Genomic DNA, 26,036 nt, shown 5'->3' on the forward strand with positions numbered 1-26,036 from the left:
GGACAGGCCGAGCGTGGCAACAGCTCCCAGCATTCCCGGCGCGCCGGCAGGCGAAGAAGTTAGCAATCGCGCCCGCAAGGTCACGCTGTTCCTGCTCACCGTAACGTATTTCTTCAGCTATATGGACCGGCAGATCCTGGCGATCCTGCTGGAGGATATCAAAGCGGACCTGTTGCTCAGCGATACACAACTGGGGCTTCTCTCCGGCTTTGCCTTCGCTCTGTTCTACGCCACCCTCGGGATTCCGGTGGCCGCGCTGGCGGACCGGATGAACCGGATCAACATCATTTCCATCGCACTTGCCTTGTGGAGCGCGATGACGGCGGCATGCGGGCTGGCGGGCAACTTCGTCCAGTTGCTGGCAGCGCGTATCGGGGTTGGCATCGGAGAGGCAGGCTCCAGTCCGCCAAGCCATTCGATTATTGCGGACCTGTACCCTGCCAATAAGCGCGCTCTTGCATTGTCGATTTATTCGCTCGGCGTCACCCTGGGGGCTGCGGCCGGGCAGATATTCGGCGGCAACCTGACCTATTTCTTCGATTGGCGGGTTGCCTTCATTGCCATCGGGCTGCCCGGCGTGGTGCTGGCGGTGATTGTCAAAGTGTTCGCCACAGAGCCACCCAGACGATCAGAGCCCGGCGTGGTCGAGGATGATGAGCAGCCGTCCATCGGCGATGGTTTCCGGACAATCTTTGCCAATCGCAGCGCGATCTGGATGGTGGCTGGTGTCACGCTGACATCGATGATCGGCTACGCGTTGACAGGCTGGACACCCGCCTATCTGATCCGCATCTTCGAACTCAACACGCTGCAGGTTGGCAATATCGTCGCGCCCCTCCTCGCGATTGCAGGGGTTGTCAGTGGCCTAGGCGGAGGCTGGCTGGCCAATCGCCTGACTGAAAAGCACGGCCTCTACGTCCAGCCCCTGATGATCGCCGGTCTCAAGACGATCGCGCTGCCGTTCCTGATCTGGTTCTACCTTGCCCAAAGCGCGCCGGTGGCTGTTGGTGTCTATTTCGTCGCTCTGCTGTTCCAGTCGAGCTATCTCGGCCCGACCTTTGCGGTCATCCAGACGCTCGCGCCGATGAAGATGCGGGCGGTATGGGCTGCCATCACCTTGCTGATCATCAACCTGATCGGTCTTGGTATCGGGCCGACCATGGTGGGTGTGTTCTCCGACATGCTGGAGCCGACTTACGGCACCCAGTCGCTGCGCTATTCCTTGCTGATTATCGCCGCGATCACACCGTTTGCTATTGCCTGTTATTGGCGTGCTGCGGTCTGCATGAAGCAGGATCACCCCAAGATCGCGACCTGAGGGACAGGCCGCAACACTGCCTGAGTCAGGCGGTGCAGCTTGCGCCACCCAGCACGCAGAATCGCGCGCAATGCGGGTGGTTCAGCTTAACCGGCTGGCTTGCTTCGGCCAGGGTGGCCCCCATGTCGAATTGCTCGTCGTAAGGGATCAATGTGCAGGCTGCGACGCGAGGCGTCTCCTCCCCTTTGCGATGCACCACCATGCGGCTGCTGGCGCACATGATCTGGGCCGGGTCCTGATCGAGGATCTGCCAGCACGCAGTGGTGATTTCGGCGATATCCTTGTCCTCGTCCATTTCCGGAAACAGGACCAATCGCAAGGGGTCATGCGCATCCACCGCAATCTGTTCTGCCGCGAACAAGCGGGCATAGCCGGCGCGCTCTTCAGCCTCGCTTTCGCCTGGCAGCAAACGGCCAGCGACAGCGAGTGAGAAGCCATGGGTGGAAAGCCAGCGCAGCCCGTCCATCGCCACATCCCAGCTGCGCGGACCACGCTCGGCCTCGTGCACGGCCTTGCTGTGGTGATCGAGGCTGATGCGCAGGGTCAATTTGTTGCCAAACCGCTCCCGCAATTCCAGCAGGGCCGCTTCGTAACGGCGCATCGGCTTCATTGCATTGCTGAGCACCAGCGCTTCGAAACCCCGCTCGAGCACGTCGCTGAGCATCGGAACAAAGTCCGGATTCATAAAGGGTTCGCCACCGGTAAAGGCGATTTCGCGGGTGCCGAGATTCTTGTCGGCAACCTCGTCCAGATACGTCGCCGCGTGCGCGTGGCTGAGATAGATCAGCGCATCATTGGTCGGGCTGCTCTCGATGTAGCAATTGGCGCAGGCCAGATTACACAACGTGCCGGTGTTCAGCCACAACGTCTCCAGCCCAGTCAGCGGGACAGATGCGCGCGGTTCGCCCTTTGCCGTCCAGTCCGGATCTGCAAATTTCTCTTCCGGCAGAGCTGCGCCTTCCACATCGAAGGGAGACGCACCCGCAGGGGCGTTGCGACTTTTCACGGCAGTCTGGTTCAAGCGAAGGTCCTGCGCATCTTGGCGACAAAGCCGGCATATTTCTTCGGAATCGATCCGAACACGGTCGGTTCCCACGCAGCGAAGGCGGCTGCCTTGGTAATCTCGCTGCGGGTCGGATAGCTGATGATAGCGCTGCCCATGGCAAAGGTGTTGCTCTTGCCGGTCATAGACTGGGTGATCGGCAGCAGCAATTCACCGGCATTGGTGCCGCAAATGCTGGCACCGACGATCTTCTTGCCCTTCATCATCACTTTCATATGGCCCTTGGTCGCATCCTCGGCGATGGCGCGCTCATTGTGGTCAAACCCTTCGGTGACCACGGTCAGCTTGTCGCCATATTTCTCTTTTGCCTCTACCTCGGTCAGGCCGATCTGGGCGACTTCCGGGGAGGTATAGGTGCACCAGGGCAGGGCCGAATAATCCACCTTGGTCGGTATACCGAGGGTGATTTCCAGCGCCACGTTTGAGCCTTCATACCCGCTGACATGGGTCAGGCGCGGCCCGTCACGGCAATCGCCGATGGCATAAATGCTCTTGATCGAAGTTCGGCGGCGCGCATCGACCTTGATCCCGTTCCGGGCCATTTCCACGCCCAGTTCTTCAAGGCCGAAGCCTTTCACATTGGCCTGGCGTCCTACCGCGACCAGCAGGTGGGTAGAGGTAAGGCTTTCGCCATTGTCGATGTCGACCGTGATGTTAACCTCTGCGCCCGAGACTTTGGCAGCAAGACCTTCGACGAAAGCCACCCCTTCCGCCTTCATCGTTTCGACAACCACAGCGACGGAGTCGGCATCGTCACGGCCCATCGGGCGACCGGGTTCAATTACGGTGACTTTGGTGCCGAGCCGGCAAAAGGCCTGCGCCATTTCCATCCCGATCACCCCGCCACCGATAATGGTCAGGCTTTCGGGTTGCTCGGTCAGGTCGAACAGGTTCTCATTGGTCAGATAGGGCACGCTGTCCACGCCGGGGATCGGCGGCACAAATGGTTTGGAGCCGGTGGCGACGACGATCCGCGGTGCGCGCAATTCGCGGCCAGCGACTTCAACCGAATGCTTGCCGGTGATGCGGGCATAGTCGCGGATCACCTCGCAGCCCATTTCCTCGAAGCGCTCCTCGGAATCGTGCGGGGCGATGTGGGCAATCGCATCATGAATATGCTTGTGTACGCCGGCCCATTCGACCTTGGGTTGCTCCAACGTGACACCGAAACGTGTGTCCTCGCGCGCTTCCTGGGCGCGCTTGGCCGCCGTCAGAATGGCCTTGGATGGCACGCAGCCATTGTTCAGGCATTCGCCGCCCATATGGTTCGCTTCGATCAGCGCGACCTTCAATCCGAACAACGCGCAGCCACCCGCGGCGGTCAATCCGGCGGCACCACCGCCGATAACGATAACATCATGCGTGAATTTCATATCTTCCTCGCGTAACCCATTTCCCCAGGAATGCGAATCAAAGTCGCAACCATGCTCAATTCCGTTCCAAGGGGCCGCAAAGTTACATGAATATTGAAAACAGCCGGGACCTTCCCGGCGCATTCCGGCGGACCTGAAGCTGATGCGTATCCTTGTGACCGGTGCAGCCGGATTGATTGGCGGGGAGCTGTGCGCGCGTTTGACCGCCTCTGGCCATCAGGTGGCCGGGCTCGTCCGTTCCAACCCCGATGTGCTTGCCAATGACGGAACCCGCGCGGAGATAGAAGAGGTCCTCCACGGTGATTTGTCGCAGGAGGGGATGGGACTGGAAGCTGGCGTGTTGGATAGGCTGTCCGGCGATCTCGACCTCGTTCTCCACTGCGCGGCGCTGACGCGGTTTGATCTGGAAGAAGAAGCCTATCGCGCCACCAATGTGGACGGTACAGCACGCGCGCTGGAGCTTGCCCGGCGGGCCGGAGCGAACTTCCTGCATATTTCGACAGCTTATGTCTGTGGCGGGCGAAGCGGCGATATTCTGGAAAGCGATGCACTACCGTCTGGCGGATTCACGAACGTATACGAGGCGAGCAAGGCCGAAGCGGAAGCGCTGGTCCGCGCCAGCGGAGTGCCGTTCGCCATTGCCCGACCGAGCATCGTGGTCGGCGACAGCCGCACCGGTGCCATCCGGCAATTCGATACCATCTACGCCGCGTTCAAATTGATCGCGGAAGGCCGTGTCCGCCATATGCCGGTGCGTGATGGCGCGACGCTGGATTTCGTCCCGCTCGATCATGTTGCACGCGGGATCGTGGCCTTGACCGAGAATTTCGAACAGGCATCGGGCGGTGCGTATCACCTCGTATCGGGTGGGCCGGTGCCGGTCTCCGATTTCGCCGCTGCAATCGGCAGCTTTGCCGAATTTGACGCGCCAGCACTGGTTGCTGCCGAGGGGTTCGACCCGTCGACTCTCCCAGCCATGGAAAGGCGCTTGTTCAGACGTGTGGCCGGGCTCTACGCCAATTACTTCCAGCGCGACCCGCAATTTGACGATACGCAATTGCGCGCTGCGACCGGACTGGTCCCGCCTGCGATGGATCAGGCGCTGTTGCGCAAGCTGATCCAGTATTGCCTTGATGTCGGCTTCCTGAAGGCGCGCGAACCTCAGCGGATATCGGGATAGTTCTTTTCCATCCGGCTGCGCAGACCAAACGCCCACATCATCCCGACTTTGAAGTAGATCCAGTTTGCCTTGAGCGGACCCCATGCGGCGATACGTCGGTCAGATGTGCGCACCACTCGCCGCACCATCTTGATCCGGCCCAGCGCGGCGAACTTTACGCACAAATCGGCCTCTTCCATCACGGCATCGCCGGGCGTGCAGCCGCCAATGGCCAGAAAATCGGCCCGGCGGAAGAACATGGCGTGGTCACCGAACAACAGGCGGACCCCGCGAAAGAACAAGTGCGGGCGGGTGATCAGCGGGGCGTACCAGGTCTTGATGAAATTGTGTGCGCTGGTGAACCAACGCGTCTTTTCGCCGGTTATCAGAGGGGTAAAGCTCGCCAAGGCAATCCGGTCATCCTCCAGCGTATCGCGGATCACCTCCACCATATCGATCGGCGGAGTGGTGTCGGCGTGCAGGACGCAAGCGAGCGTGGATGATGCGGCGCGCACGCCCTCGTTGATCTGGCGGCCGCGCCCTCTGGCTGTTTCCACGAGTGTCCAGCCTGCTTGCCGGACCAGTTCGCAGGTCCGGTCGCTGCTGCCGCCGTCAACGGCGATCACCTGGGTGGGCTGCGGGTCAAGCCTACCTATCACCTCGATCAGGGCGGGCAGGGCCTTTTCCTCGTCAAGCAGCGGGACAATCAGTGCGAGTGATTGCATCACGGCAGGAAATCCGGCCAGTCTGCAAGGTCGGCCGCGGTGTCGATATCGCTCAATTCGGGCAGGACCGCAGGGCGAATGCCGCGTTTGACGAACCGGCTCACGGTTTCCTCGAATACCTTGTCGGTACTCCAAGGCATATCTTCGAAGGCGAAGCGGGCGTCGGTGGTGAAGCCGAGCAGGTAGTATCCACCATCGCTGGCCGGCCCGATCACCATCTCCTCACTTGCCAGCGTGTCATTGGCCGCCCACAGGATTTCGGGCGATAGGCCAGGGCAATCGCTGCCGATCACTATTGCCGGTGCGGGCACGCGGGCAAGCTTGTCGGTCAGATCGCCATCACCCTGCTCAACAATGTCGAGGTCTTTGCCCAGACTTTTGCGAAACAATTCGGGATCGGCACCGGTCACACGCAATTCGAAGGGAATGCCCGTGGCCCGAACCACCTCGACCGTATGGGACAGCAGCTTGGTATAGATCGCGGCCGCGCCTTCTGGCCCGAAGCCCGGGATCAGGCGAGTCTTGGCCTTGCCCGGTTCGGGCCAGCGGCAGAATATCGAGATTTTGGCGGTGGTCATTGCGGGGCGCGATAGCGTCTTGGCGCGCCGCCTGCCATAGGCCATGAAGCTGCCATGGCGCGTAAACTACCCGTGATGGCCCTGTTGGGGGCGGCAACGCTGGCCGGATTGTGGTGGGCGGAGCGAAAGTATCCCTTACGCGAACAGACGTGGCCGGAGGGGCTGCGCACAGTCCGAAATGTCGCCATGGGCGCGAGCAGCTTGCTGGTGGTCCAGGCGATCGAGGTGCCGCTGACGGAGCGGATCGCGCGTGGCAATCTGGTCAATTCGCGCGGGATTGCGCAGAAGATGCCCCGTCCTATGCGACTGCTCGCCGGAGTGGCGGCGATGGATTACGGGTTCTACCTCTGGCATGTCGCCACCCACAAAGTGCCCTTCCTGTGGCGATATCACCGGGTCCACCACATCGATCCCGATATGGATATGAGCACGGCAATGCGGTTCCATGCGGTCGATATGCTGGTGTCCTTACCGTGGCGGCTGGTGCAAGTCTGGTTGAGCGGGGTCGATCCGAAGAGCCTCACCATCTGGCGCAATTTCTTCAATGCTTCAGTGCTGTTCCACCACTCCAACCTGAAGCTGCCCCATGGCTGGGACGACCGGCTGAGCATGGTCATCACCACACCCGCCATGCATGGCGTCCATCATTCCAAGGCGCCCGAAGAGCGAGACAGCAATTGGACCAGCGGCCTGAGTTTCTGGGACCGTTTGCACAGGACCTTCCGCAAGGTTGATAACCGGGCCATCGCAATCGGGGTCAACGATATCGCTGCGGAAGCAGACCTGTCTCTGGAACGCAGCTTTACTGCGCCTTACCGCTCAATGCCGGAAGAAGTTCCGGTGGTTAATTCGCGCTAGCGGTTTTTGGGCCGCAGGACCCACCACACGATGACTGCTGCCACCATCCCGCCGACAAGGTTCGATACCAGCTCGGCACCATAAATCGCATCCGATCCCCAATTGCCGCGTAAGAACCAGGCGAAGGGAAGCATGATCGCAAAGACTCTGAAAGCGCTTTGGAATAATGCAAAAGATGCTTTGTCGACGGCGTTGAGAACGCCGTTGCCCACGATCAGGAGGCCGTATCCGGCGTAACCCCAAGCCGCGATGGTGAGATAGCGGGTGAACTCGCGGCTGACGTCCGCCTCGTCGGTAAAGAACTGTGCGAACCATTCGCCAGTCATCAGCAGCACCGCAGCGATGCCCAGGCCCCATGCAATGCAGAAGGCGCCTGCATAATAGGCGGCCTGATGTGCCCGTTCGAACTGCTTCGCGCCCCAGTTTTGCCCCACGATTCCCCCAATTGCGCCAGACAGGGCCAGCAGAGGCACCACAGCGAAGCTTTGCAACCGCCCGGCCGCGCCAAAGCCTGCCACGGCAGCCTGCCCCTCAATCGCTATCAGAGCCGTCAGGATCGAAAGGCCGATCGGATTGATCGCATTTGAGAAGGCGGCAGGCCCGGCCACCCGCAGGATCGCGGCGGCCGGATCGACAAGGTTGCATTTGCGCAGCAAGCCGAGGTCGAACGGCAAGGGCGTCTTGCGCAGCAAATACACGGCCATGGCGATGCCGAACATCCAGCCGATAATTGTGGCATAGGCGGCACCCAGGATCCCGAATCCCTCGAAGCCGAAGGCCCCTGTGATCAGGATTGGGTCGAGGATCCAGTTGGCGACCGCATAGGTGATCGAGACATAGCTGGTCTTGCGCGCCTCGCCCTGGCCACGCAGCACGCCATTGAATCCCATGATCGCCAGCAAAAGCGGGAAGCCCATAGAGAAGGGCTGCATATAGGTGCGAATGATGGGCAGGAGGTTATCTTGCGCATTCATCAGCCGGAAAAGCGGGTCCATCACGAGGAACACGAGCAAGCCTAGAGCCAGTCCGCATGCAATGGCGAAGGCGATCCCGAAATTGGCACGTCGGGCGGCCTTGTCGTCGTCTCCCTCTCCCAGTGCACGCGCAACGACCGAGTTGATGCCGACCATCACGCCGACGCCCAGGCTGGAGAGGGCGACGCTGATTGGAAAGATGAAACTGATCGCAGCCAGTTCTTCGCTGCCGAGCTGGCCAATGAAATAGGCATCGACCAGCCCGATCGACATGATTGCGGCGACGCCAATGATCATGGGCAATGTCTGGGAGACGAGATGGCCCGGAATGCTTCCGCGCGTCAGCTTGGCGTTCTCGCTCATATTGGCTCGCTCATCCCGCTGCGCCTAGCGACAAGCCCAGGTAAGGGGAAGGGCTAGCGGCACGAGTTTATCTTGTCTGACCCATGCTGCTCATGCGATACCGTGCACAAATCGAACGAAGGAGACGACCGATGGCGACCCAGCGCAAAGATGACAGCTTCCCCTGCACGGACGAAGAATGGAAAGCCCGGCAGGATCTTGCGGCCTGTTATCGCATTTTCGACCATCTCGGCTGGGGCGAATCGATTTACAATCACATCTCGGTCAAAGTGCCGGGTGAAGACGATACTTTCCTGATCAACCCGTTCGGGCTGCTCTATGACGAAGTGACCGCGTCGAACCTTGTGAAGATTGATGTCGAGGGCAACAATGTCGGCCCGTCGCAATATATGGTCAACAAGGCAGGCTTCACCCAGCATGCCTATTTTCACGAGCATCTGGGCGAGCGGGCAGCAGCAATCTGCCACGTGCATACCACGGCAACGATGGCTGTATGCAGCCACAAGGATGGCCTTGTGCCGACCAATTTCTACGCCTGCAATTTCCAGGACCAGATCGGCTATCACGACTTCGAAGGCGTGACCGTGCGCGCAGAAGAAGGCGAGCGCCTGGTCGAAAATCTCGGCAATCACAGCATCCTGATGTTGCGCAATCATGGCCCGGTAGTGATGGACAAGACCATCCCCGGCATGTTCGTGAAGATGTGGGCATTGCAGCGCGCGTGCGAAATCCAGGTGGCGACGCTGGGGATGGGCAATCCGCAGGTCGTTCCGCAAGAAGTTGTCGATGTGCACCAGCGCGATCTGTCCGTGATGCAATCACAAGGCGGCGCGGGCGTATTCGATTTCGAAGCCTGGAAGCGCAAGATCGATCGTATCGACACGAGCTGGCGGGACTGACCGGATGCGCAGCCGCACCTGCGGTAAATGCGGTGGCCGGATGGCGGCAGGCGCACTGGTGACGCCTACGCAGGGCGGTTTCCAGCCTGCTGGCTGGTTGGCAGGTGCCCTTGAGAAAGGGTGGTTCGGCATTCCCAAGGTCAACAAGAAGGATCTGCGCGAAGTGCTGACCTATCGCTGTGATCGTTGCGGCGTATTGGAAAACTATGCCGAGTAGGATCGCGCCAAAAAGTATGGGGCCATCATGCCCCGACTGACAGTCAACGGCCGCCCCGTCGAATATGACATGGATGCAGAAACCCCGCTGCTGTGGGCGCTGCGCGACGCTTCCAATCTCACCGGCACCAAATATGGCTGTGGCAATGGTGACTGCGGGGCCTGCACCGTGCAGGTCGATGGCGTCGCCTTGCGTTCCTGCCTGATCACGCTGGAAGAGGCCGAAGGGCGCTTCGTCACCACTATCGAAGGCCTCAGCCGTGACCGTTCGCATCCGGTGCAACAGGCGTTGGTGGCAGAGCAGGCAATCCAGTGCGGTTTCTGTACGCCGGGTATCGCGATGGCCGGCGCCGCGCTGCTGCAGCGCAACGCTGCGCCGTCCAAGGAAGAAATTGAGCAGGCCATCCCCAACATCTGCCGGTGCGGAGTCTACCCGCGCCTTGTTCGCGCTATCCAGCGTGCCGGGCGTGTCGAGCGCAGGCAGGAAACGATCAGCGCCGCCCCCGCTCCCGGAATAGATCCGGCAGATGCTGCCAAGGTGGTGCCGGCGATGGCACCACCCGAAAGCGAATAGAGCTTACAGCTTCACCCGTACGCCGAAACGCGCGCTGAAGGGTTCGGCCGGCTGGATATTGTTGTCGCCATGCGCGCTGGGGAAATAGGTCTCGTCGAACAGATTCTCGATATTGACCTGAAACGCCACCTGATCGTTCAAAGTATAATAGAACGCTGCATCGAACCGCCAATAGTCCGGCAAGGTGACGGTGTTGGAGAAGCTGGCGAACTGCTCGTCCTGATAAATGACGCCCAGGCCGACTGCGAATCTCTCGCTCAGATCGAACCGGTTCCAGGCTGAAATCTGGTGCTTGGGCAATTGCTGCAAACGCTGGCCTTGCACGCCGAAGCTGGATGCACTGGTGATCTCGCCGTCGAGATAGGTGTAGCCAAGATTGGCGTGCCAGTCGGGCGTGATCTCGCCGATCAGATTGATCTCGAACCCTTCGGTGCGGCTCTCACCGGTCAGAACGGTCAGGCCGGTATTGTTGGGATCGGTCGCGCGGGTATTGCTCCGCTCCAGCCGGAAGATCGAGGCTGTCGCCAGCAGGCCGGGTTTAACCGACCATTTCGCGCCGATTTCGTAATTGGTGAACTTTTCCGGCTCGAAGGTGGCGTTGGTCGGGCTGATGAGGAAGAACTGGTCGCCGGCCTGGGGCAGGAAGCTCTCTGCATAGGAAGCGTAGAACGAAATATTCTCCTGCGGCTTCAGGATCAGCGCGACACGCGGGCTCACCTCTTCATCGACGCGGTTGCCCGGTGTGCCGGTAAGGGCGTCGACAGTCTCCAGGTCAAACCGTTCGTACCGAAGGCCGGCGACGATCTCGACATGGCCGCCGATACTCAGTTGGTCCTGGATATAGGCAGAGAAGGTCGACAGCTCGCTGTTGCGATCCCGGATAATCGGGCCCAGCGAGAAGGCCGGAACAGCGATCACGTCGGCCAGGGCAGTCGTCGTCCGTGTGGCGCCGCCTGCGAAAATGGCATTGCTGCGCGTGTTGCGGCTGTCTTGGGTGCTCGCTTCTACCCCGAACAGGAAAGTGTTCTCCAGCGCGCCAGTATCGACTTGCCAGACCAGATTGGCCTGGCCAATCAGGTTCTGGCGGGTTTGCGCGTCCTGGTATCCGCTCAATTCCACTGTCGTGCCGTCGGTGCCGCGCGGCAGGATATTGGCGTAGATCTTGTCGTAGTCGGCATACTGGATCGAGGCATTGGCGCTGAGGCTGCCGTTGAATTCATGTTCGATCCGGCTGCGCAGGATGTGCACTTCTGCATCGGTCTGGTTGAAGCCGGGCGCACCAAAAAAGATTTCCGTCGCTCCGGGCAAAGGCAACCCGTTGAGAGCCGGAATGCCGCGATCGACCACGCGGGAATCGTTGTCGTAACTGTAAGTGGCGGTCAGCCTGGTATCGGGGCCAAGTTCCGCCGTGATCGTTGGCGAAATGCCTATGAATCGGCCATCATAGAGATCACGGTCGTTGTTGAATTCTTCGTAGGTGCCATTCAGCCGGATCGTGACATTGTCAGATAGCGACTGGTTTACATCGGCCAGCAAGGCGAAAGCACCGAAAGTATCGACGGACGCGTCTCCATTGAAGAAACGGTCACCCACCTTGGCCGTCTTGCTGACGCGATTGACCACACCGCCGCCGCCGCCGCGCCCGAAGATCAACGCGTTGGCACCCTTGAGCACTTCGACGCGGGCGATGTTGTAGAGCGGGCGATAATACTGCGCATCGTCACGCAGGCCATCAAGGTAGAAGTCCGCCGTGGTTTCCTGCCCGCGAATGAAGATTTCGTCGCGGTGCCCTTCGCCGGTCTCCAGGCTTACACCGGGAACATAGCGCAATGCCTCACCGAGCTGGCGGATCGACTGGTCTTCCAACTGGTCCTCGGTAATGAAGGTGACAGTCTGCGGCACATCCACCAAGGGTGTCGGAGTCTTGGTGCCGGTCGAACCGTCCTCGGAGGCATACTCGTCCACCGTCCCGATGACGACGATTTCCTCAGGCAAATAGTCCCGCTCCGGCCCGCTTTCAGCCACAGTTTCGGCAATTGCCGGGGAAGCGAATCCGGCGAGTGCCGCACTGGACAACAGGGCTGCGCGGCGGAGAGTATGGTGCATACAGGACTTTCTTGCGAACGATTCTCGATAACAAGGGGCGTGCTATTGAGAATTATTCGCATTTGCAAGCGCTCGATCACGCTTGGCGGAAAAATCGCTTATTGCTAGGCAAACGGGCAACACAACCGATCACAGGATTGCTTGAGGAGACACCATGAAAGCGACCATCTGGCACAACCCGAAATGCGGCACCTCGCGCAAGACGCTGGCGATTCTCGAAAACCTGTCCAAAGTGGATGTCACAGTGGTGGAGTACCTCAAGGATCCGCCGACTGCCGAAAAGCTGGCGCAGCTCTATGCCGATGCCGGTATCACGCCCGCCGAGGGATTGCGCCTGCGCGGCACCGATGCGGAAGAGCGCGGCCTGCCCGATGCTGATGCCGAAACGGTGCTGGCCGCGATGGCGGCTGATCCGATCCTGATCAATCGCCCGCTGGTTGAAACGGAGAAGGGCGTTCGGATTTGCAGGCCGCAGGACACGATCCTGGAAATCCTGTGAGCGCTAGGTCCGGTCGCGGGTCAGGAACTCGTCGCTCTGCAAAGAGCGGTAGCCAAGCACGAACACCGCCACGCAAAAGGCGATAATCACGGCAAAGCCCAGCCATTCGGAATAACCGTAGAGCAGGACCCCCAGGGCAGGGGCATAGATGTAGCTCGCGCCATTGATCGAGGCGACCTTGCCCGACACCTGTCCCTGTTCAGGGCGGGTGACGGCCAGTGAAGCGCCAGCAGTGAAACCGGGCCGGTAGAGGCCAAAGCCGAGCGAGGCGACGGCAAAGCCAAGCGCGATGGCATGCAGGTCCTGCGCAACGCCGAACAGGACCACTCCGATCACAGCCAGGGCCATGCCCCACAGCGTCGAAGCGCGCGGCCCCATCTGGAGGGTCGGGATCAATCCCCATTGTGCCAGCAAAGTTGCCACTGCTCCGACCATCAGAACGATGCCAACAGGGCCCGCCCCTGCTTCGGGCGTGTCGCGCAGGCCGAGACGGTCCAGCACCAGGAAACCGGAAATGCCAAGGATCATGGCTTGGGCATGCCCACCCAGTAGGCCTGCCGTCATCCACGGCAACAGCCGCTTGTCCGTCCACTTAAGGTCCGGCGGCTCGGCTATAGGATAGGCCTGCATTTCCCCGGACTCCAAATCGTCATCATGGTCATCGGTGTCGCGGGCATGGCGCCCCGCAGCGCTGCCAAACGGGGCATCAAAGGTCTTCCCGCGTGCTGCAAATTGCGGTTCGTCGTTCGGCAAGCGAAAACGCAGGGCGATTAGGGTGACGACCCCGATGGCAGAAAAGGCAATGAAGGGACCGGTCAGACCAACGCCCGGAAAAATCAGCAGTGGTGCCAGCGCCGGACCGATGACAGTGCCCAGGCCAAAGCTCGATGCCAGAACCGACAGGGCCTGGGTCCGCTCGCTGCGCGGGGTGCGGCTGGCGACATAGGCCTGCACGGCGGGCGGAGCGGCAGAGCCGAAGGCGCCGTAGAGCGAGCGACAGACCGCAAACATGATCAAGGTCCACAGGCCGGACAACAATCCGAGCAGGCCGAACCACAAAACCAGCCCGCACAGCGCCATTGAAAAGATAAAACCGACCATCCCCAGCGCCATCATGGCCTTGCGGCCACGCTGGTCGGAACGCTTGGCCCAGATTGGCGCACACAGCACCCACAAAAGGGCAGACCAGCTATAGGCCAAGCTGATCCAGACATCCTGCACGCCCAGCGCCGTGCCGATAGACGGCATGACCGATTGCATCGCCGTATTGCCGGCAGCCGTGACCAGCATCACGGCGAACAACAGGACCAGCCGCTCGCGCGAAATCGGCCTTGGCGGCTTGGCCGCAGCGAGCGTGGAAAGCCCTGTCTGGGTGGGGTCGGCGTCGGCCATCGCCATCCGCTACCCCTCTGATCCACCGGTTGCAATGCTGCAACTCAAGTGCCACCTGTTGCCCGGGACAGAATACTGCATGGGCCTCGCTTGGCTGGAGGAAACGGGTTGACGAACAGTGATTTAGGAGCGCCCTCGCGCTTGAGGGATCGTATCGGTCGCAAGGTTGGCAAGATGTTGGGCCAATGGGGCGTGTTCTTTCGCGGCTTCCTCGAACATCCGCGCATGGTGGGCTCGATCATCCCGTCTTCGCGCTTCACGATCCAGCGCATGCTGGGCCCAGTCGATTGGCAGCGGTGCAAACTGTTTGTCGAGTACGGCCCCGGCGTCGGGACCTTTTGCCTGCCTGTGCTAGAGCACTTGCCGGGCGACGGACGCCTGATCGCGGTCGACACCAATCCGCTGTTTGTCGACTATCTCAACCGCATAATTACCGATAGCCGTTTCACTGCCGTGCTTGGCTCGGCGGAGGATGTCGAAGAGATCGTGCGATCCGCCGGCCATGACCACGCCGACTATATCCTGTCGGGCCTGCCATTCTCGACCTTGCCGGGCGGAGTGGGTGAGCGGATCGTCGCCTCCACACACCGCATTCTGCGCCCTGGCGGTGCCTTCATGGCGTACCAGTTCACGGCGGCAGTTCGCGACCTGATGCGCGCCGACTTTGCCCGCATCGACAGTGATTTCGAATTCTGGAACGTGTTGCCCTGCAAGCTCTTCTGGGGTTGGAAGAGCTAGCCAGCCATCAAGAACCCGCGAGCCGCATTTTAGTCGAAGGTCTCGCTGATCCCTTCGGAACTACCGCCAGAAAGCTGGCCGTGAATAGCGGCCAGCACCGCCAGAAAGATGCACACGAACACTGCGTTGATCAGGCCGGAACTGATGCCGGTGCCGATCGCCGCGCCTTGCGGGCCGAAGATCGCCATGACCAGTCCGAAGACCATGCCGATGACAATCGAGACTACGCCGAAAACGAGGATGAGCAGGAAGTAGAACAGGAACAGGCGCAGCGAATTGCCCTTGGTCAGCTGCCACGAACGGCCAATCACTTTGACCGGGTTCATGATCCGCTCGATGCCGATCACCGGCGCGGTCAGCGAGAGCTTGGTGTAGAGGTATATGCCGCCAACAAAGGCAAGCAGACCGACGATGGCGATGAGCGCAGTGGAGCCGGTCGCCGCCGCGATGCCAACTGGCACACCGATTGCGAGCACAAACACGAGGCCGGTCAGCAAGGCAGTCCCGATATAAGGGAGCAGCGCCTTCACACCGAAGCCGATCGCATCACCCACCGTCGGGCGTGACCGGTCAGTGAGCAAAGCCAGGAGGGAAATCATGCCGATCCCCTGCAACAGGCCGACCAACAGGAACAGCCACCAGTTCTCCGAATACAGGGCCAGGGACTGCTCCATAATCGCGTCGAAATCATCCGGAGCCGGCTGGCCGCCAGCTGCCATACCGGTCGCCGCTTCGGGGGCGACTACGGCCAGCAAGGCGTACGGCAGGAAGAAAAATACACCGGCCACAATCGCAATCATGCTCAAATTGCCTTTGAGCAATGCCAGCGCATCATTCCAGGCCTGGCTCATATCGAATTTCATCGTCCTGCTCCCCCAATTTTCGTTGCCCTCTTGATAAGCGCTCCGGCAGGGGCCACGCAATGGGCAAATGGAAAATCGCCTTACCCAAATTGAATGGCGCGCCGATACGTCGCAGGTCCCATATCGCGCCGCGCTCGAAGAAATGGAGCGCCGCAATGCCGCCATCGCGGCGGGTGAAGAGCGTGAGCTGATCTGGTTGCTGGATCACCCCCCGGTCTACACGGCAGGCACCAGTGCGGCGGCGGATGAACTGCTTGATCCGCGGTTTGAAGTGGTGGAAGCCGGGCGGGGCGGGCGCTATACCTATCACGGGCCGGGTCAGCGCGTAGGATATGCGCTGCTCGATCTGCGTCATCGTGGCAAGGATGTCCGCCGGTTTGTCCATGCGCTCGAACGCTGGGTCATCGCAACGCTCGCCGGATTTGGTGTCGAGAGCTGGGCTGTCGACGGGCGGGTCGGCATCTGGACGACCGATATAGACGGATCGGAGGCCAAGATTGGCGCCATCGGCGTGCGGGTGCGTCGTTGGGTCACGATGCACGGCTTCTCAGTCAATCTCGATCCGGATCTTGCCCATTTCACCGGTATCGTGCCCTGCGGCATCGAAGAATTCGGGGTTACCAGTCTCGCAAGGCTGGGGATTTCGCTTGCGCCAGAGGATTGGGACGCGGCATTGCGAGCCGAAGCAGAGAATTTCCTCGCCGGCCTTGAAGGAGAGACAGCATGATCAGGCGCATCGTATTATTGGCAGCTTTGCCCCTCGCTCTCGCGGCGTGTGGGGATGATCCTGTTGTTGAGCCAGCGGTCGAGGAAAGCGGCGGAGATGCGCAGGGTGATGTGCGGGGCGGTTCGATCAGTGACGCGATGCTGCCGCTGGATTCTGTCGAGTCGCAATCGCCCACGCAGGGCGGCGATGATGAAGATGGTGAAGAAGGAGCCGGCGAGGGCGAAGACGCCGGCGAAGATTAAGGCTAGGCTTCGTCGCCGAGCAATTGCTTGGCACGATCGAGCCCGACCCTATCGACAATGAGGCCATCAACCGTAAGAACTTGGGCGAGCGGATGAAGTTCGAATGCGGTCACGATAGAGCGGGCTACGGCCAATTCGTCTTCGCTGGTCGCCATAAGCTCTTCGATCACGGGAACCTGGGCGGGATGGAGTGCCATCATCGCGTCGAAGCCGGTCACGCGCGCCCTCTTGACCACGTTGCGCAGGGTATCTTCGTTTCGGACGATGTTCGTGCCGCTTTCGATCGCCATCAATCCGCGAACCTTCGCGGTTAGCAGCAATTGCGCGCGCACGGCCCGCACAGCATCGTTTTCCGGCCCTGCCATGTGTGATGACGCGACCAAGGCAGATACATCCCAGCTCAGACCGAGAATGCGCGGGTGGGGATCTTTCGAAAAACCGGGGATGGCCAGCGCGGCTTCGGGGGCATCGCCCACTTGGGGGACAATGCGGACCGAATTGTGCTTGGCCGGTCCGCCTTGCTCCAATTCGTAAATCTCTGCAGCCACCAGCTGGACCTGATCCGGGCCAAGAGCGCGGGGCAAGACGATCCCGTTGGGCGGGACCGCCATGACCGCCTCGAGATCCTCTTTCCAGTGCATGCTGCCGACCGGATTGATCCGCACCCAGCGCTCGAACGGTTTGCCGACCAATTGCCGGCTTTGCTGGTTGAGAAAAAGGACAGCGCGATCGCGCGCCTCTTGCTTACTCCGCTCCGGTACATTGGCGAGATCGACGACGACAACATCGGCGCCCGCGCCGGCAGCCTTGGCCAGTTTGGCGTCATTATCGGCCGGGACGAGAAGCCAGGATCGCAGCATGGTGGGTTCCGGGGGCAGGCTTAGGCTGCCTGTTCCCGCTCCTCCTCCAGCGTCGGGTAATCGACATATCCTTCCGGAATCGGGAAATACCAGCTCTTGGGCACATCCTTATTGGGATTGAAATGAGCCCCTGCCGCAATCCGCCTTTCCAGGTCGGGATTGGAAATATAGGGTCGGCCAAAACTCACCGCATCGCATTTGCCGCTAGCGACATCTTCGGAAGCTTGTGCGGCGGTATAGTCCGAATTCAGGATCAGCGGGCCCGAATAGAGGGTGCGGATCAGCGGACTCTGCTTGGGCACATCTGTCTGGCCGAATGTGCCTTCAGGCCCCGGCTCACGCAGTTCCAGAAAAGCGAGGCCGAGCTCTTCGATGACCTTGGCGGCAGCACCGAAAGTCTCTGCCGGATTGCTGTCATCGCACCCTTGCGTTTCACCATTCGGGGACAAACGGATGCCGACCCGGTCTGCGCCCCAGACATCGATCAGCACTTCGAGCACTTCGCGCATGAAGCGGGTGCGGTTTTGTGCGCTACCGCCATAATCATCATCGCGCAGATTGCTGGAATCGCGCAGGAACTGGTCGATCAGATAGCCATTGGCACCATGCAATTGCACGCCGTCAAACCCGGCATTCTTCGCGTTCTGCGCCGCATTGCGATAGTCGTCGATAGTGCGCTTGATGTCATCGAGGGTCATGGCGCGGGCTTGTGCGTAAGGCTGCTTGCCTTCGGGTGTATGTGCTTCGCCGGGCGCTGTCGTTGCGCTGGCTGAAACTGGTGGGTTTCCGCCCAGGAAATAGGGATGGACGATCCGGCCCATATGCCACAGCTGCATCACGATCAGTCCACCCTCCTCGTGCACGGCATTGGTGGAGGCTTTCCATGCTTCGGCCTGCTCGGCGCTCCAGATGCCCGGAGCTGACGGCCAGCCGAGGCCTTCTTGGCTGATTCCGGTCGCTTCGGTCAGGATCATGCCAGCGCCGGCCCGCTGGCGATAATAGGTCGCCATCAATTCGTTCGGGGTGAACATCGGGTCAGCCGCACGCCCGCGCGTCAGTGGTGCCATGAAGATGCGGTTCTTCGCTTCCAGCGCGCCCATGGTGATCGGCTCAAACAGATTGTCATGCATTGTCAGGTCGTCTCCGCATTTTCTTTTCAACTTTTCAGTTGGCGGGCTACGGCAGAGACATGGTGGGTGCAACCAAGGAAAATTTGGCGGCTCGATTGCCACACCAGCGCTGGCTGCTGCTGGTGGCATTGCTGGCTGGCAATATTGCCTTGGCGTTGGGACCATGGAGCGTACGTCTGGCCGATAGCGGGCCGGTCAGCGCAGCATTTTGGCGCCTGTTTCTGGCGCTGCCGCTCCTGGCCTTGTTGGCGCGTGGGACCGGGCAGAAGTTGGGCGGTATTCCACGCAAGACTCTGCTGTTGGTTGCCCTCGGTTCAGTTGCGTTCGCGCTGGATCTGTCGAGCTGGCATATCGGCATCGAGCGGACCCGGCTCGGCAATGCCACGCTGTTCGGGAATGCAGGCAGCATCATCCTGTTGTTTTGGGGATTTGTGGTTGCCCGCTCGCTTCCGCGCGGGCTGGAATGGCTGGCGATAGTCTTCGCGCTGGGCGGAGCAGCAATCCTGATGGGGCGGAGCCTCGAGATCAGCACCGGGACACTGATTGGCGACCTGTTTTGCCTTGCCGCAGGCCTGTTCTACGCGGTCTATTTGCTCACCCTGCAAGACGCGCGCAAAGAAATTGGCGCCTGGAGCCTGCTGGTCTGGGTGAGCGTGTTCGCTTGCCCGGTTTTGCTCGTGATCGCGATGCTGAATGGAGAGCCGGTCTGGCCGACCAATTGGGCGCCGTTGGTGGCACTGTCATTCCTCAGCCAGTTGGTCGGGCAGGGGTTGCTGGTATTCTCGTTGCGCCATTTCCCGCCGCTCGTGATCGGCTTGGCCTTGCTGACTCAGCCCGCAGTCGCCGCGCTCTATGGCGTTGTCGTATTCGAGGAAGTTCTGGGCGGCTGGGACGTCTTCGGTATGCTTCTGCTGGGCAGCGCATTGGTGGTCTCGCGGGTGCGGGCACCCGAACGCCCTCCTGCGCGCTAGCGCGCGATAATCATGCAAAATTTCTGATAACGCGCTTCGACCATTTCCAGATCGGGGCCCGATAAACATTCGCGCGCCTGCCGCGCCAATTGTTCGGCCTCTACCGTCAGTGTTCGCAATCTTGCTTCGTCATCAAGAGTCGTCGCAGCATTTGCAATGCAATCGAATGCAACGCGTGCTGCTGTCGGGCTGGTGGCCAGGGCAGAGCGCATGGCGCCGAAGCCACGGGCGACAAAATGGTCGAAATCGTCGTCGAGCAGGATCAGGCGATCCTCGCTTGCCGATTCCGCCTCGTTGAAAGTCCGCACCAAGTCGCGCCTCGCCAATTCTGCCGTGGCTGCGCCCAGCCAATGCATCGCTGTAATGGCCGTGAACGGATCATTGATGCCCGGACTGAGTGCGCGCAAACCTATCTCGACAAGCTCGTCGATCAGGAAGTGCAAATCCTGGGTCGGAGTTCGCATGCCGCCCTGCGTGAAGCACGCGCGGATCTTGCCATCGCGCAGATCGTCCAGATCATCATCAGGCGACCAATAGGCGAGCGGGACGTCGGGATGAACAAAATCTCCGGTCCGCACGCCCAGTTTCAGATGGCCCTCTGCCGCTTGGGCAATCCGTTCGAGCTCGGCAAAATCAATCCGCTGGATATATCCCACATCCTTTGCGGTCACTGCCCGCCCCCGCGGGGCCTTCATTTCTACTTCGGTGCTGGCATCGTTGGGAAACAACCGTTTGATATCGTTGATCAGCCGTCCGCCAATTCCTTCCAGAACGGAATTGATCCGGATCGAGGCCGGGATGTGATTGAGAAAGAACACCAGCACTGCGATCGAAATAGCCATCAGGATATAGGCAGTCAGGAGCGACAATTGCGGCACAAACCCGGGCATGTTGCTCGCTTCACCTACGGTCAGCATCGACTGTTCCTCGCCAGTGCGGACCACGCGCAAAACGGTGAGCGCGAAAACAAAGGTGCCGATAAAGGTCGCCAGACTGAACTGGTTGCCCCGGTCTTCCATGAAATTGGTCAGCAGGCGGGGGCCATAATTGCCGCTGGCATAAGCCACAGCTGCAATCGTGATCGAGAAAACTGTTGATGCCACGCCGATCATCGAGCCGGCGATGACGGTCAGCATGTTCGAAGCACCCTCGGGGCGGGCAGGCTGGAGCCATTCAACCTCGCCTATCCACTCAGCCCACCCGGTTCTGTCCAGGTAGATAGTGAGAGAGGCAAGACACACCGCAAACAGCGCGAAAAGCGCCGGGTAGAACCAGTAGCTTGCGTTGACCGAATGCCAAGCTGCTTTCAGATGCCCCAACATGGCGCAACCTCCTTTGGGAATAGGGGTACAACGCCTATCAGCCAGAAGAGTTGCCGAGCGCTATGAATTTCGGGCTAGAGCGGCACGAAAAAGATGAAAGTCTCGTCAGCCAGTTGCAGTGCCGCGAAAGGATGGCGCCTGCCATCATAGGTGCTGAAAAAGCAATCAACCAGCAACGGTTGGGCATCGCCCGGGTGGCGCAGGGATACCTGGTTGCCGACCCGGACCCAAGGCTCTGCCCATAAGTCGACGGGCCATTCTTCCAAGGCTACGTTTTCTTCTGTGCGGCCGACATATTTCCAGCCACGATCATGGTTCCAGCGCCGCGCGCGGGCTCTGCGGACGGGATTTGCAAGCATGTCTGTTCAGACCTTGCCCAAATCACCCTGGCCGACAGTGCCGCTCGCCATTTCGAGCATCTTGTCGAGGCTCTTTTTGGCTTCGAGGCGCAGGCTCTCTTCAATCTCGATGCGCGGTTCCAGATCGCGCAGGCAGGTATAGAGCTTTTCCATCGTGTTGAGCGCCATGTAGGGGCAGATATTGCAGCTGCAATTGCCGTCGGCACCCGGCGCACCGATGAAGGTCTTCTCCGGAATGGCTTTTTCCATCTGGTGCATGATGTGCGGCTCGGTTGCCACGATCAGCGTATCACCTTCGAACTCTTGCGCGAATTTCAGGATGCCGCTGGTGCTGCCGACATAATCGGCATGATCCACGATGGTAGGCGGGCATTCAGGGTGCGCAGCGATCGGCGCATGGGGGTACTGCTCTTTCAGTTTGAGCAGCTCGGTCTCGCTGAAGGCCTCGTGGACAATGCACACGCCCGGCCACAGCAGCATTTCACGGTCGAACTTCCGGCTGAGATAGCCGCCAAGATGCCGGTCCGGCCCAAAGATGATTTTCTGGTCGGCGGGGATCTGTTGCAGAATCGTTTCTGCGCTGGAGCTGGTGACGATAACGTCGCTCAGCGCCTTCACCTCGGTCGAGCAATTGATGTAGGTCAACGCGATGTGGTCGGGATGCGCCTCGCGGAACGCCTTGAACTTCTCTGGCGGGCAGCTGTCTTCGAGGCTGCAGCCGGCATCCATGTCAGGCAGCACCACAACCTTTTCAGGCGAAAGGATCTTGGCCGTTTCAGCCATGAATTTCACACCGCAAAAGGCGATCACGTCCGCATCGGTTTCGGCAGCCATCTGGCTTAGCTGGAGCGAATCCCCAACGAAATCGGCCAGGTCCTGAATGTCCGGCGTCTGGTAGTAATGCGCCAGGATAATCGCGTTCTTCTCTTCGCGCAGACGCTTGATCTCGCTGAGCAGGTCTTCGCCGGTCGGCAGTTTGGTTTCGGCAGTCATTCTTCAGGCCCCTCGGGATTCCGCATTGCCCTGCTGATATAGGCATTTTGCAGTGTTTTGCGAGCCAGTTGTGCTAGCTTCCAACGGGGGAGAGCGAGCGATGTATGATCTAGAGCTGACCGAAGCCTATTGTCCGGCGCAAACAGATACCGAGTATAGCGAAAGAACCATCGAAGATGTGCTGCGAGAGCAGGCTGCGACCCGCCCGCAAGCCTTGGCATTGCGCGAGTTGCTGGCCGACGGGACGGTCGGGCGCGAATGGACTTTCGAAAGGCTTCTTGAGGATGCAGAGCGGACGGGACGCGCACTGGCGTCCCGCCATCCGGCTGGATCGCGAATCGCGATAATGGGCGGCAATTGCCCCGAATGGGTGCTGGTGCAGCTTGGCGCGGCCTTGGCTGGCCTTACGCTCGTTACCGTCAATCCGTCGTTCCTCGCCCGCGAAGTGCGCTACGTGCTCGAGCAATCGGGAGCCTGCGCCGTGTATTATCAGCCCCATGTCCGTGGCACCGCTTTGCGGCCTGTGGTCGACGAAGCAGCCGCGGGCTTGGCGGCTTCGGACTATCTGATCGATATCGAAGATCTGGCCGAGCTGTTTTCCGGCGAACGCGATGGCGCACTCAGAGCGACCAAGCCGCATGACATCGTGATGATCCAGTACACCTCCGGTACGACTGGCTTCCCCAAGGGCGTCCTGCTGCACCAGCATGGACTGGTACAAAGCAATCGCGACGCCTTTGATCGCTGGGAACTTGCGGCCGGGGAAACGGTGATGTGCCCGTTCCCCCTCTTCCATACGGCGGGCAGTGCGGTGTGTGTTCTGGGGTGTCTTGCCCATGGCGCCACATTGTTGCTGGTGTCGCTGTTCGATCCCGTTGCCGTTGCCAAGACCATCGAGCACGAAAAGCCTGAAGTGGTTGGCGGGGTCGCCACCATGATTTTTGCCATTATCGAAGCAGCCAGGGCGACGGGGACCAGCATCGACTGCGTCAAGACTGTGATCAGCGGCGGGGCGATGGTTCCGCCCGAGCTGAACCGGGCGGCCCAGGCCACTTTCGGAGTGCCGATCCTGATCGTTTACGGCCAGACCGAGACGTCACCCGGAATTACCGCCGCGTGGCCAACTGACAAGGATGAGGAGCTGACTGAGACGATCGGCCAACCGCTGGCCCATATGGAGGTTTCCATCCGCAACCCGAAGGATAATTCGGTTTGCAGGGTCGGCGAGCAGGGCGAAATCTGCATGCGCGGTTACAACATGATGGTCGGATACAACGACAATCCGCAGGCCACATCCGAGACAATTGATGCCGACGGCTGGCTGCACACAGGCGATCTCGGCAGCATGAGCGCGCGCGGCTACGTCAAGATTACCGGCCGCGTGAAGGAGATGATCATTCGCGGCGGCGAGAATCTGTTCCCGGCGGAAATCGAGGCTGCGATGCTGGAACATCCAGCAGTCGCTGAAGCTGCGGTGGCAGGTGTCCCGGACGAAAAATGGGGCGAGGTCGTCGCGGCTTTCCTGCGGTGTGCCGACGGTGTGGGGAAACCGACCGCCAACGAGCTCAAGGCTCACATCCGCGAGCGCCTCTCCCCCCAAAAAACGCCGCAGCATTGGATCTGGATGGACGAATATCCGCTGACCGGCTCCGGCAAAATTCAGAAATTCGAACTGAGCAAGGCGTTTGTGGCGGGCAAATATGAAGGTCGCGAAGCCTAGTCAGCTTGCCCGACCGACCGCCTCTTTCAATTCGTCCAGCCACGGTTCGAACGGCTTCCAGGCGTTCTGGCCTGAACGGTTGATCGGCTTGCGGACCTGTTCGCTGCTGGCCGTGCGCACGGCCCTGTCGGTCTGGTGGAAATTGAGGCACGCCTCTTCGAAAGGCAGGCCGCAATGGTCCAGCATCCGGTGCACCTGACCTTCCAGATCGTCGAGCACATCCTCGTGTTGGACCCGCAAGACCTTGCCGGGTAGCACCGTGTCCCAATGATCCATCAGATCGACGTAATCCGTGTAATAGCGACCGACTTCGCTCAGTCCGTAGGTGAACTCCTGCCCCTCGGCGAAGAGTTGCTTGAAACCCGAGAAGCAGCAATCCATCGGATCGCGCCGCGCATCGATGATCTTGGCATTGGGCAGGATCAGGTGGATCAGCCCGATATGGCGGAAATTGTTCGGCATCTTGTCGATAAAGAAGGGTGCGCCCTGCCGGTGGATGCGCGTATTCTCGATAAAATCCTCGCCGAACTTGGCCAATTGCTCGGGCGTGAGATCATGCAGCACTTGCGGATAGAGCGATTGACCCGCCTTGCGGCCGCGCAGCCGGTGGGCCAGCGCGAGAATATTGGGTAGCTCGAGCGTCCCATCGACCATCGAATGGCTGGCAAGAATCTGCTCCAGCAACGTCGATCCTGCTCGCGGCAATCCCAAGATGAAAATCGGATCGGGCGCCAGGCAACCCTCGCCTGCATGCTTGGCAAACAGATCGGGCGTGCAGTGCTGCTTCTGCCGGGCCAGCTCTTCCTGCATCGTGTCGGCGGAATAGCGCGTTTGCGCGCGTTTCAGGCTGTTGCCCTGCTCGTAAAAGCGAAAGCTCTGCTCGTAATCCTTGCGATCCTCATAGGCTTTGCCGAGGGCGAAAGAGATATGCACCCGGTCCATGAAGGCGAGATCGGGCCGGTCGATTTGCGCGCGCATGGCGGCCATTTCCTGGTCGGAGAAGCGGTACGTCTTGAGATTGGCGAGCGCATAATAGGCATCGCCATGATCGGGCTTGGCCGCAAAGGCTGCCTGATAGCTGGCGACTGCCTTGTCCTGTGCGCCCGTCGTCTTGAGGGCATGGCCCCGGCTGGTCAGCGTGGCGGGATCATTCGGCACTTTGTCCAACACCTGATCGAACAATTCGAACGCGCGGTCATAATCGCTGGTCTGCATGCTCTCGATCGCGAGATGCGATTGGAACAGAGGGCTGGACGGATCCTGGGCATGCAAGGCCTCGGCCTGTTCGCGCGATTGGGCGAATTTCTGCCGCCGGCGCAGCGCATCCATATAATCGAGCCGCAATTGCACATTGTCAGGCTCAAAGGTCACGGCGCTTTCGAGCAGGAATTCGGCATCATCGAGAATGCCCAGCTTGATCCCGATCTGCGCGAGTAACCGCATACCTTCCACATTGCGCGGATTCTGGCGCAAGAAGGCGCGGCAGATTTCCTCAGCGCGCAACAGGCGCCCTTCGTGCAGATGATTGGACACCGCGAGCAATTCGCGCGGAAGAGCCTTGAGCCGGTCTGCCTGACCCGCAGCTGCCGTCGCCTCTGCCGGCCGTCCATTGGCAGTTAGCAGCGCGGCCTGTGCCCGCCAGCTTGCCTCCAGCGCCGGATTGAATTGTGTGGCACGGGTAAAGGCCGCAAGCGCGGCCGCATCGTTGTTCTTGGCGCGGGCCAGGTGGCCCGCCTCCTGCCAGGCGCGGCCATATTCGGGCGAGGCTGCGTGCAGTCGGTCCAGGTAATCTTGCGCGTCATCGAAACGCTTGAGGTAACGGGAGGCTGCTGCTGCCATATAAAGCGCATCGCTATCAGCTGGATCATCGGCCAATATCTGGCCAGCCAAGGCGAGCCCGCCGGCAAAATCCCCAGCCTGCAACGCCTTCTGGGCGCGTACCACCATTTCGTCGCGATCGCTCATATTCAGAATGCCTTGCCGCAAATGCGAAGCGGCGGGCAAGCCTTTCAGC

General features: G+C 60.4%; 26 protein-coding genes. 12 read left to right on the forward strand and 14 right to left on the reverse strand.

The genetic code is table 11. The annotated features are described in order from the left end of the window. Positions 1–13: 13 nt before the first annotated feature. A complete protein-coding gene (locus ABD653_RS11960; protein WP_160778882.1) occupies positions 14–1,318 on the forward strand; it encodes a spinster family MFS transporter in 1,305 nt (434 codons plus the stop codon). Between the two features lie 25 nt (positions 1,319–1,343). On the opposite strand, the gene ABD653_RS11965 is transcribed toward ABD653_RS11960, so the two are convergent. Together ABD653_RS11965 and ABD653_RS11970 are read right to left on the reverse strand one after the other, a co-directional pair. After that, positions 1,344–2,339, reverse strand: a complete 996-nt coding sequence (locus ABD653_RS11965) for a radical SAM protein (protein WP_199801102.1) — start codon at positions 2,337–2,339, stop codon at positions 1,344–1,346. Next, positions 2,336–3,754, reverse strand: a complete 1,419-nt coding sequence (locus tag ABD653_RS11970) for a dihydrolipoyl dehydrogenase family protein (RefSeq protein ID WP_160778883.1) — start codon at positions 3,752–3,754, stop codon at positions 2,336–2,338. Before ABD653_RS11970 ends, ABD653_RS11965 begins: the two co-directional genes overlap by 4 nt. Positions 3,755–3,896: 142 nt before the next feature. On the opposite strand from ABD653_RS11970, the gene ABD653_RS11975 reads away from it, so the two are divergent. After that, positions 3,897–4,934: an SDR family oxidoreductase gene (locus ABD653_RS11975; protein ID WP_160778884.1), complete on the forward strand. Its 1,038-nt coding sequence runs from the start codon at positions 3,897–3,899 to the stop codon at positions 4,932–4,934. On the opposite strand, the gene ABD653_RS11980 is transcribed toward ABD653_RS11975, so the two are convergent. Both ABD653_RS11980 and ABD653_RS11985 read right to left on the reverse strand, forming a co-directional pair. After that, on the reverse strand, positions 4,916–5,638 hold the full coding sequence (locus ABD653_RS11980; RefSeq protein WP_160778885.1) for a glycosyltransferase: 723 nt from the start codon (positions 5,636–5,638) through the stop codon (positions 4,916–4,918). The genes ABD653_RS11975 and ABD653_RS11980 overlap by 19 nt on opposite strands. After that, on the reverse strand, positions 5,638–6,216 hold the full coding sequence (locus tag ABD653_RS11985; RefSeq protein ID WP_160778886.1) for a TIGR04282 family arsenosugar biosynthesis glycosyltransferase: 579 nt from the start codon (positions 6,214–6,216) through the stop codon (positions 5,638–5,640). Before ABD653_RS11985 ends, ABD653_RS11980 begins: the two co-directional genes overlap by 1 nt. Before the next feature lie 54 nt (positions 6,217–6,270). On the opposite strand from ABD653_RS11985, the gene ABD653_RS11990 reads away from it, so the two are divergent. Next, positions 6,271–7,074 (forward strand): sterol desaturase family protein, encoded by an 804-nt coding sequence (locus ABD653_RS11990; protein ID WP_160778887.1) that lies wholly within the window; start codon positions 6,271–6,273, stop codon positions 7,072–7,074. On the opposite strand, the gene ABD653_RS11995 is transcribed toward ABD653_RS11990, so the two are convergent. Continuing rightward, positions 7,071–8,411 (reverse strand): MATE family efflux transporter, encoded by a 1,341-nt coding sequence (locus tag ABD653_RS11995; protein WP_160778888.1) that lies wholly within the window; start codon positions 8,409–8,411, stop codon positions 7,071–7,073. The genes ABD653_RS11990 and ABD653_RS11995 overlap by 4 nt on opposite strands. A gap of 131 nt (positions 8,412–8,542) precedes the next feature. Between ABD653_RS11995 and ABD653_RS12000 the strand changes: the two genes are divergently transcribed. From ABD653_RS12000 to ABD653_RS12010, 3 genes are read left to right on the forward strand one after another with little or no spacing between them, the layout of a single operon-like run. Then, on the forward strand, positions 8,543–9,310 hold the full coding sequence (locus ABD653_RS12000) for a class II aldolase/adducin family protein (RefSeq protein WP_160778889.1): 768 nt from the start codon (positions 8,543–8,545) through the stop codon (positions 9,308–9,310). Positions 9,311–9,314: 4 nt separating this feature from the next. Beyond that, positions 9,315–9,527, forward strand: coding sequence for a hypothetical protein (locus ABD653_RS12005; protein WP_160778890.1), 213 nt, complete (start codon positions 9,315–9,317; stop codon positions 9,525–9,527). Between the two features lie 27 nt (positions 9,528–9,554). Beyond that, a complete protein-coding gene (locus ABD653_RS12010) occupies positions 9,555–10,100 on the forward strand; it encodes a (2Fe-2S)-binding protein (protein ID WP_160778891.1) in 546 nt (181 codons plus the stop codon). Between the two features lie 3 nt (positions 10,101–10,103). On the opposite strand, the gene ABD653_RS12015 is transcribed toward ABD653_RS12010, so the two are convergent. Further along, on the reverse strand, positions 10,104–12,206 hold the full coding sequence (locus ABD653_RS12015) for a TonB-dependent receptor (protein ID WP_160778892.1): 2,103 nt from the start codon (positions 12,204–12,206) through the stop codon (positions 10,104–10,106). Between the two features lie 154 nt (positions 12,207–12,360). Between ABD653_RS12015 and ABD653_RS12020 the strand changes: the two genes are divergently transcribed. Further along, positions 12,361–12,705, forward strand: coding sequence for an arsenate reductase family protein (locus ABD653_RS12020; protein WP_160778893.1), 345 nt, complete (start codon positions 12,361–12,363; stop codon positions 12,703–12,705). Positions 12,706–12,708: 3 nt separating this feature from the next. Here ABD653_RS12020 and ABD653_RS12025 read toward each other — a convergent pair whose 3' ends face one another. Then, on the reverse strand, positions 12,709–14,097 hold the full coding sequence (locus tag ABD653_RS12025) for an MFS transporter (RefSeq protein WP_160780374.1): 1,389 nt from the start codon (positions 14,095–14,097) through the stop codon (positions 12,709–12,711). A 174-nt stretch (positions 14,098–14,271) separates the two neighbouring features. On the opposite strand from ABD653_RS12025, the gene ABD653_RS12030 reads away from it, so the two are divergent. Next, positions 14,272–14,835 (forward strand): class I SAM-dependent methyltransferase, encoded by a 564-nt coding sequence (locus ABD653_RS12030; RefSeq protein WP_407672789.1) that lies wholly within the window; start codon positions 14,272–14,274, stop codon positions 14,833–14,835. A gap of 29 nt (positions 14,836–14,864) precedes the next feature. Here ABD653_RS12030 and ABD653_RS12035 read toward each other — a convergent pair whose 3' ends face one another. Continuing rightward, the gene (locus tag ABD653_RS12035) at positions 14,865–15,698 is read right to left on the reverse strand and encodes a hypothetical protein (RefSeq protein WP_160778895.1); all 834 of its coding nucleotides are present in this window, start codon (positions 15,696–15,698) and stop codon (positions 14,865–14,867) included. A 67-nt stretch (positions 15,699–15,765) separates the two neighbouring features. Here ABD653_RS12035 and lipB point away from each other — a divergent pair, with 67 nt between their 5' ends. Both lipB and ABD653_RS12045 read left to right on the forward strand, forming a co-directional pair. Further along, positions 15,766–16,425, forward strand: coding sequence for a lipoyl(octanoyl) transferase LipB (gene lipB / locus ABD653_RS12040; RefSeq protein ID WP_160778896.1), 660 nt, complete (start codon positions 15,766–15,768; stop codon positions 16,423–16,425). Further along, the gene (locus ABD653_RS12045) at positions 16,422–16,667 is read left to right on the forward strand and encodes a hypothetical protein (protein ID WP_160778897.1); all 246 of its coding nucleotides are present in this window, start codon (positions 16,422–16,424) and stop codon (positions 16,665–16,667) included. Before lipB ends, ABD653_RS12045 begins: the two co-directional genes overlap by 4 nt. A gap of 2 nt (positions 16,668–16,669) precedes the next feature. On the opposite strand, the gene ABD653_RS12050 is transcribed toward ABD653_RS12045, so the two are convergent. Together ABD653_RS12050 and ABD653_RS12055 are read right to left on the reverse strand one after the other, a co-directional pair. Beyond that, complete coding sequence (locus ABD653_RS12050; protein WP_160778898.1) at positions 16,670–17,527, reverse strand: HpcH/HpaI aldolase/citrate lyase family protein; 858 nt, start codon at positions 17,525–17,527, stop codon at positions 16,670–16,672. Positions 17,528–17,547: 20 nt separating this feature from the next. Next, the gene (locus ABD653_RS12055) at positions 17,548–18,657 is read right to left on the reverse strand and encodes an alkene reductase (RefSeq protein WP_160778899.1); all 1,110 of its coding nucleotides are present in this window, start codon (positions 18,655–18,657) and stop codon (positions 17,548–17,550) included. Between the two features lie 59 nt (positions 18,658–18,716). Between ABD653_RS12055 and ABD653_RS12060 the strand changes: the two genes are divergently transcribed. Next, a complete protein-coding gene (locus ABD653_RS12060; RefSeq protein ID WP_160778900.1) occupies positions 18,717–19,628 on the forward strand; it encodes an EamA family transporter in 912 nt (303 codons plus the stop codon). On the opposite strand, the gene ABD653_RS12065 is transcribed toward ABD653_RS12060, so the two are convergent. The 3 genes from ABD653_RS12065 to nadA all read right to left on the reverse strand — a co-directional run bounded on the left by ABD653_RS12065 (position 19,625) and on the right by nadA (position 22,302). Continuing rightward, the gene (locus tag ABD653_RS12065) at positions 19,625–20,950 is read right to left on the reverse strand and encodes a DUF2254 domain-containing protein (RefSeq protein WP_160778901.1); all 1,326 of its coding nucleotides are present in this window, start codon (positions 20,948–20,950) and stop codon (positions 19,625–19,627) included. The two genes, ABD653_RS12060 and ABD653_RS12065, sit on opposite strands and share 4 nt — an antisense overlap. A gap of 74 nt (positions 20,951–21,024) precedes the next feature. Then, positions 21,025–21,309 carry a hypothetical protein gene (locus ABD653_RS12070; protein WP_160778902.1) on the reverse strand — a complete coding sequence of 95 codons (285 nt, stop codon included), beginning with the start codon at positions 21,307–21,309 and terminating at the stop codon, positions 21,025–21,027. Between the two features lie 6 nt (positions 21,310–21,315). Then, entirely contained in the window at positions 21,316–22,302 is a 987-nt protein-coding gene (gene nadA / locus ABD653_RS12075; RefSeq protein WP_160778903.1) for a quinolinate synthase NadA, read from the reverse strand. Positions 22,303–22,402: 100 nt separating this feature from the next. Here nadA and ABD653_RS12080 point away from each other — a divergent pair, with 100 nt between their 5' ends. Further along, a complete protein-coding gene (locus ABD653_RS12080; protein ID WP_160778904.1) occupies positions 22,403–24,022 on the forward strand; it encodes a class I adenylate-forming enzyme family protein in 1,620 nt (539 codons plus the stop codon). Here ABD653_RS12080 and ABD653_RS12085 read toward each other — a convergent pair whose 3' ends face one another. Continuing rightward, positions 24,023–25,987 (reverse strand): tetratricopeptide repeat-containing sulfotransferase family protein, encoded by a 1,965-nt coding sequence (locus tag ABD653_RS12085; RefSeq protein ID WP_160778905.1) that lies wholly within the window; start codon positions 25,985–25,987, stop codon positions 24,023–24,025. Positions 25,988–26,036: the final 49 nt, after the last annotated feature.

The organism is Parerythrobacter jejuensis (assembly GCF_039536765.1).
GTDB lineage: Bacteria > Pseudomonadota > Alphaproteobacteria > Sphingomonadales > Sphingomonadaceae > Parerythrobacter > Parerythrobacter jejuensis.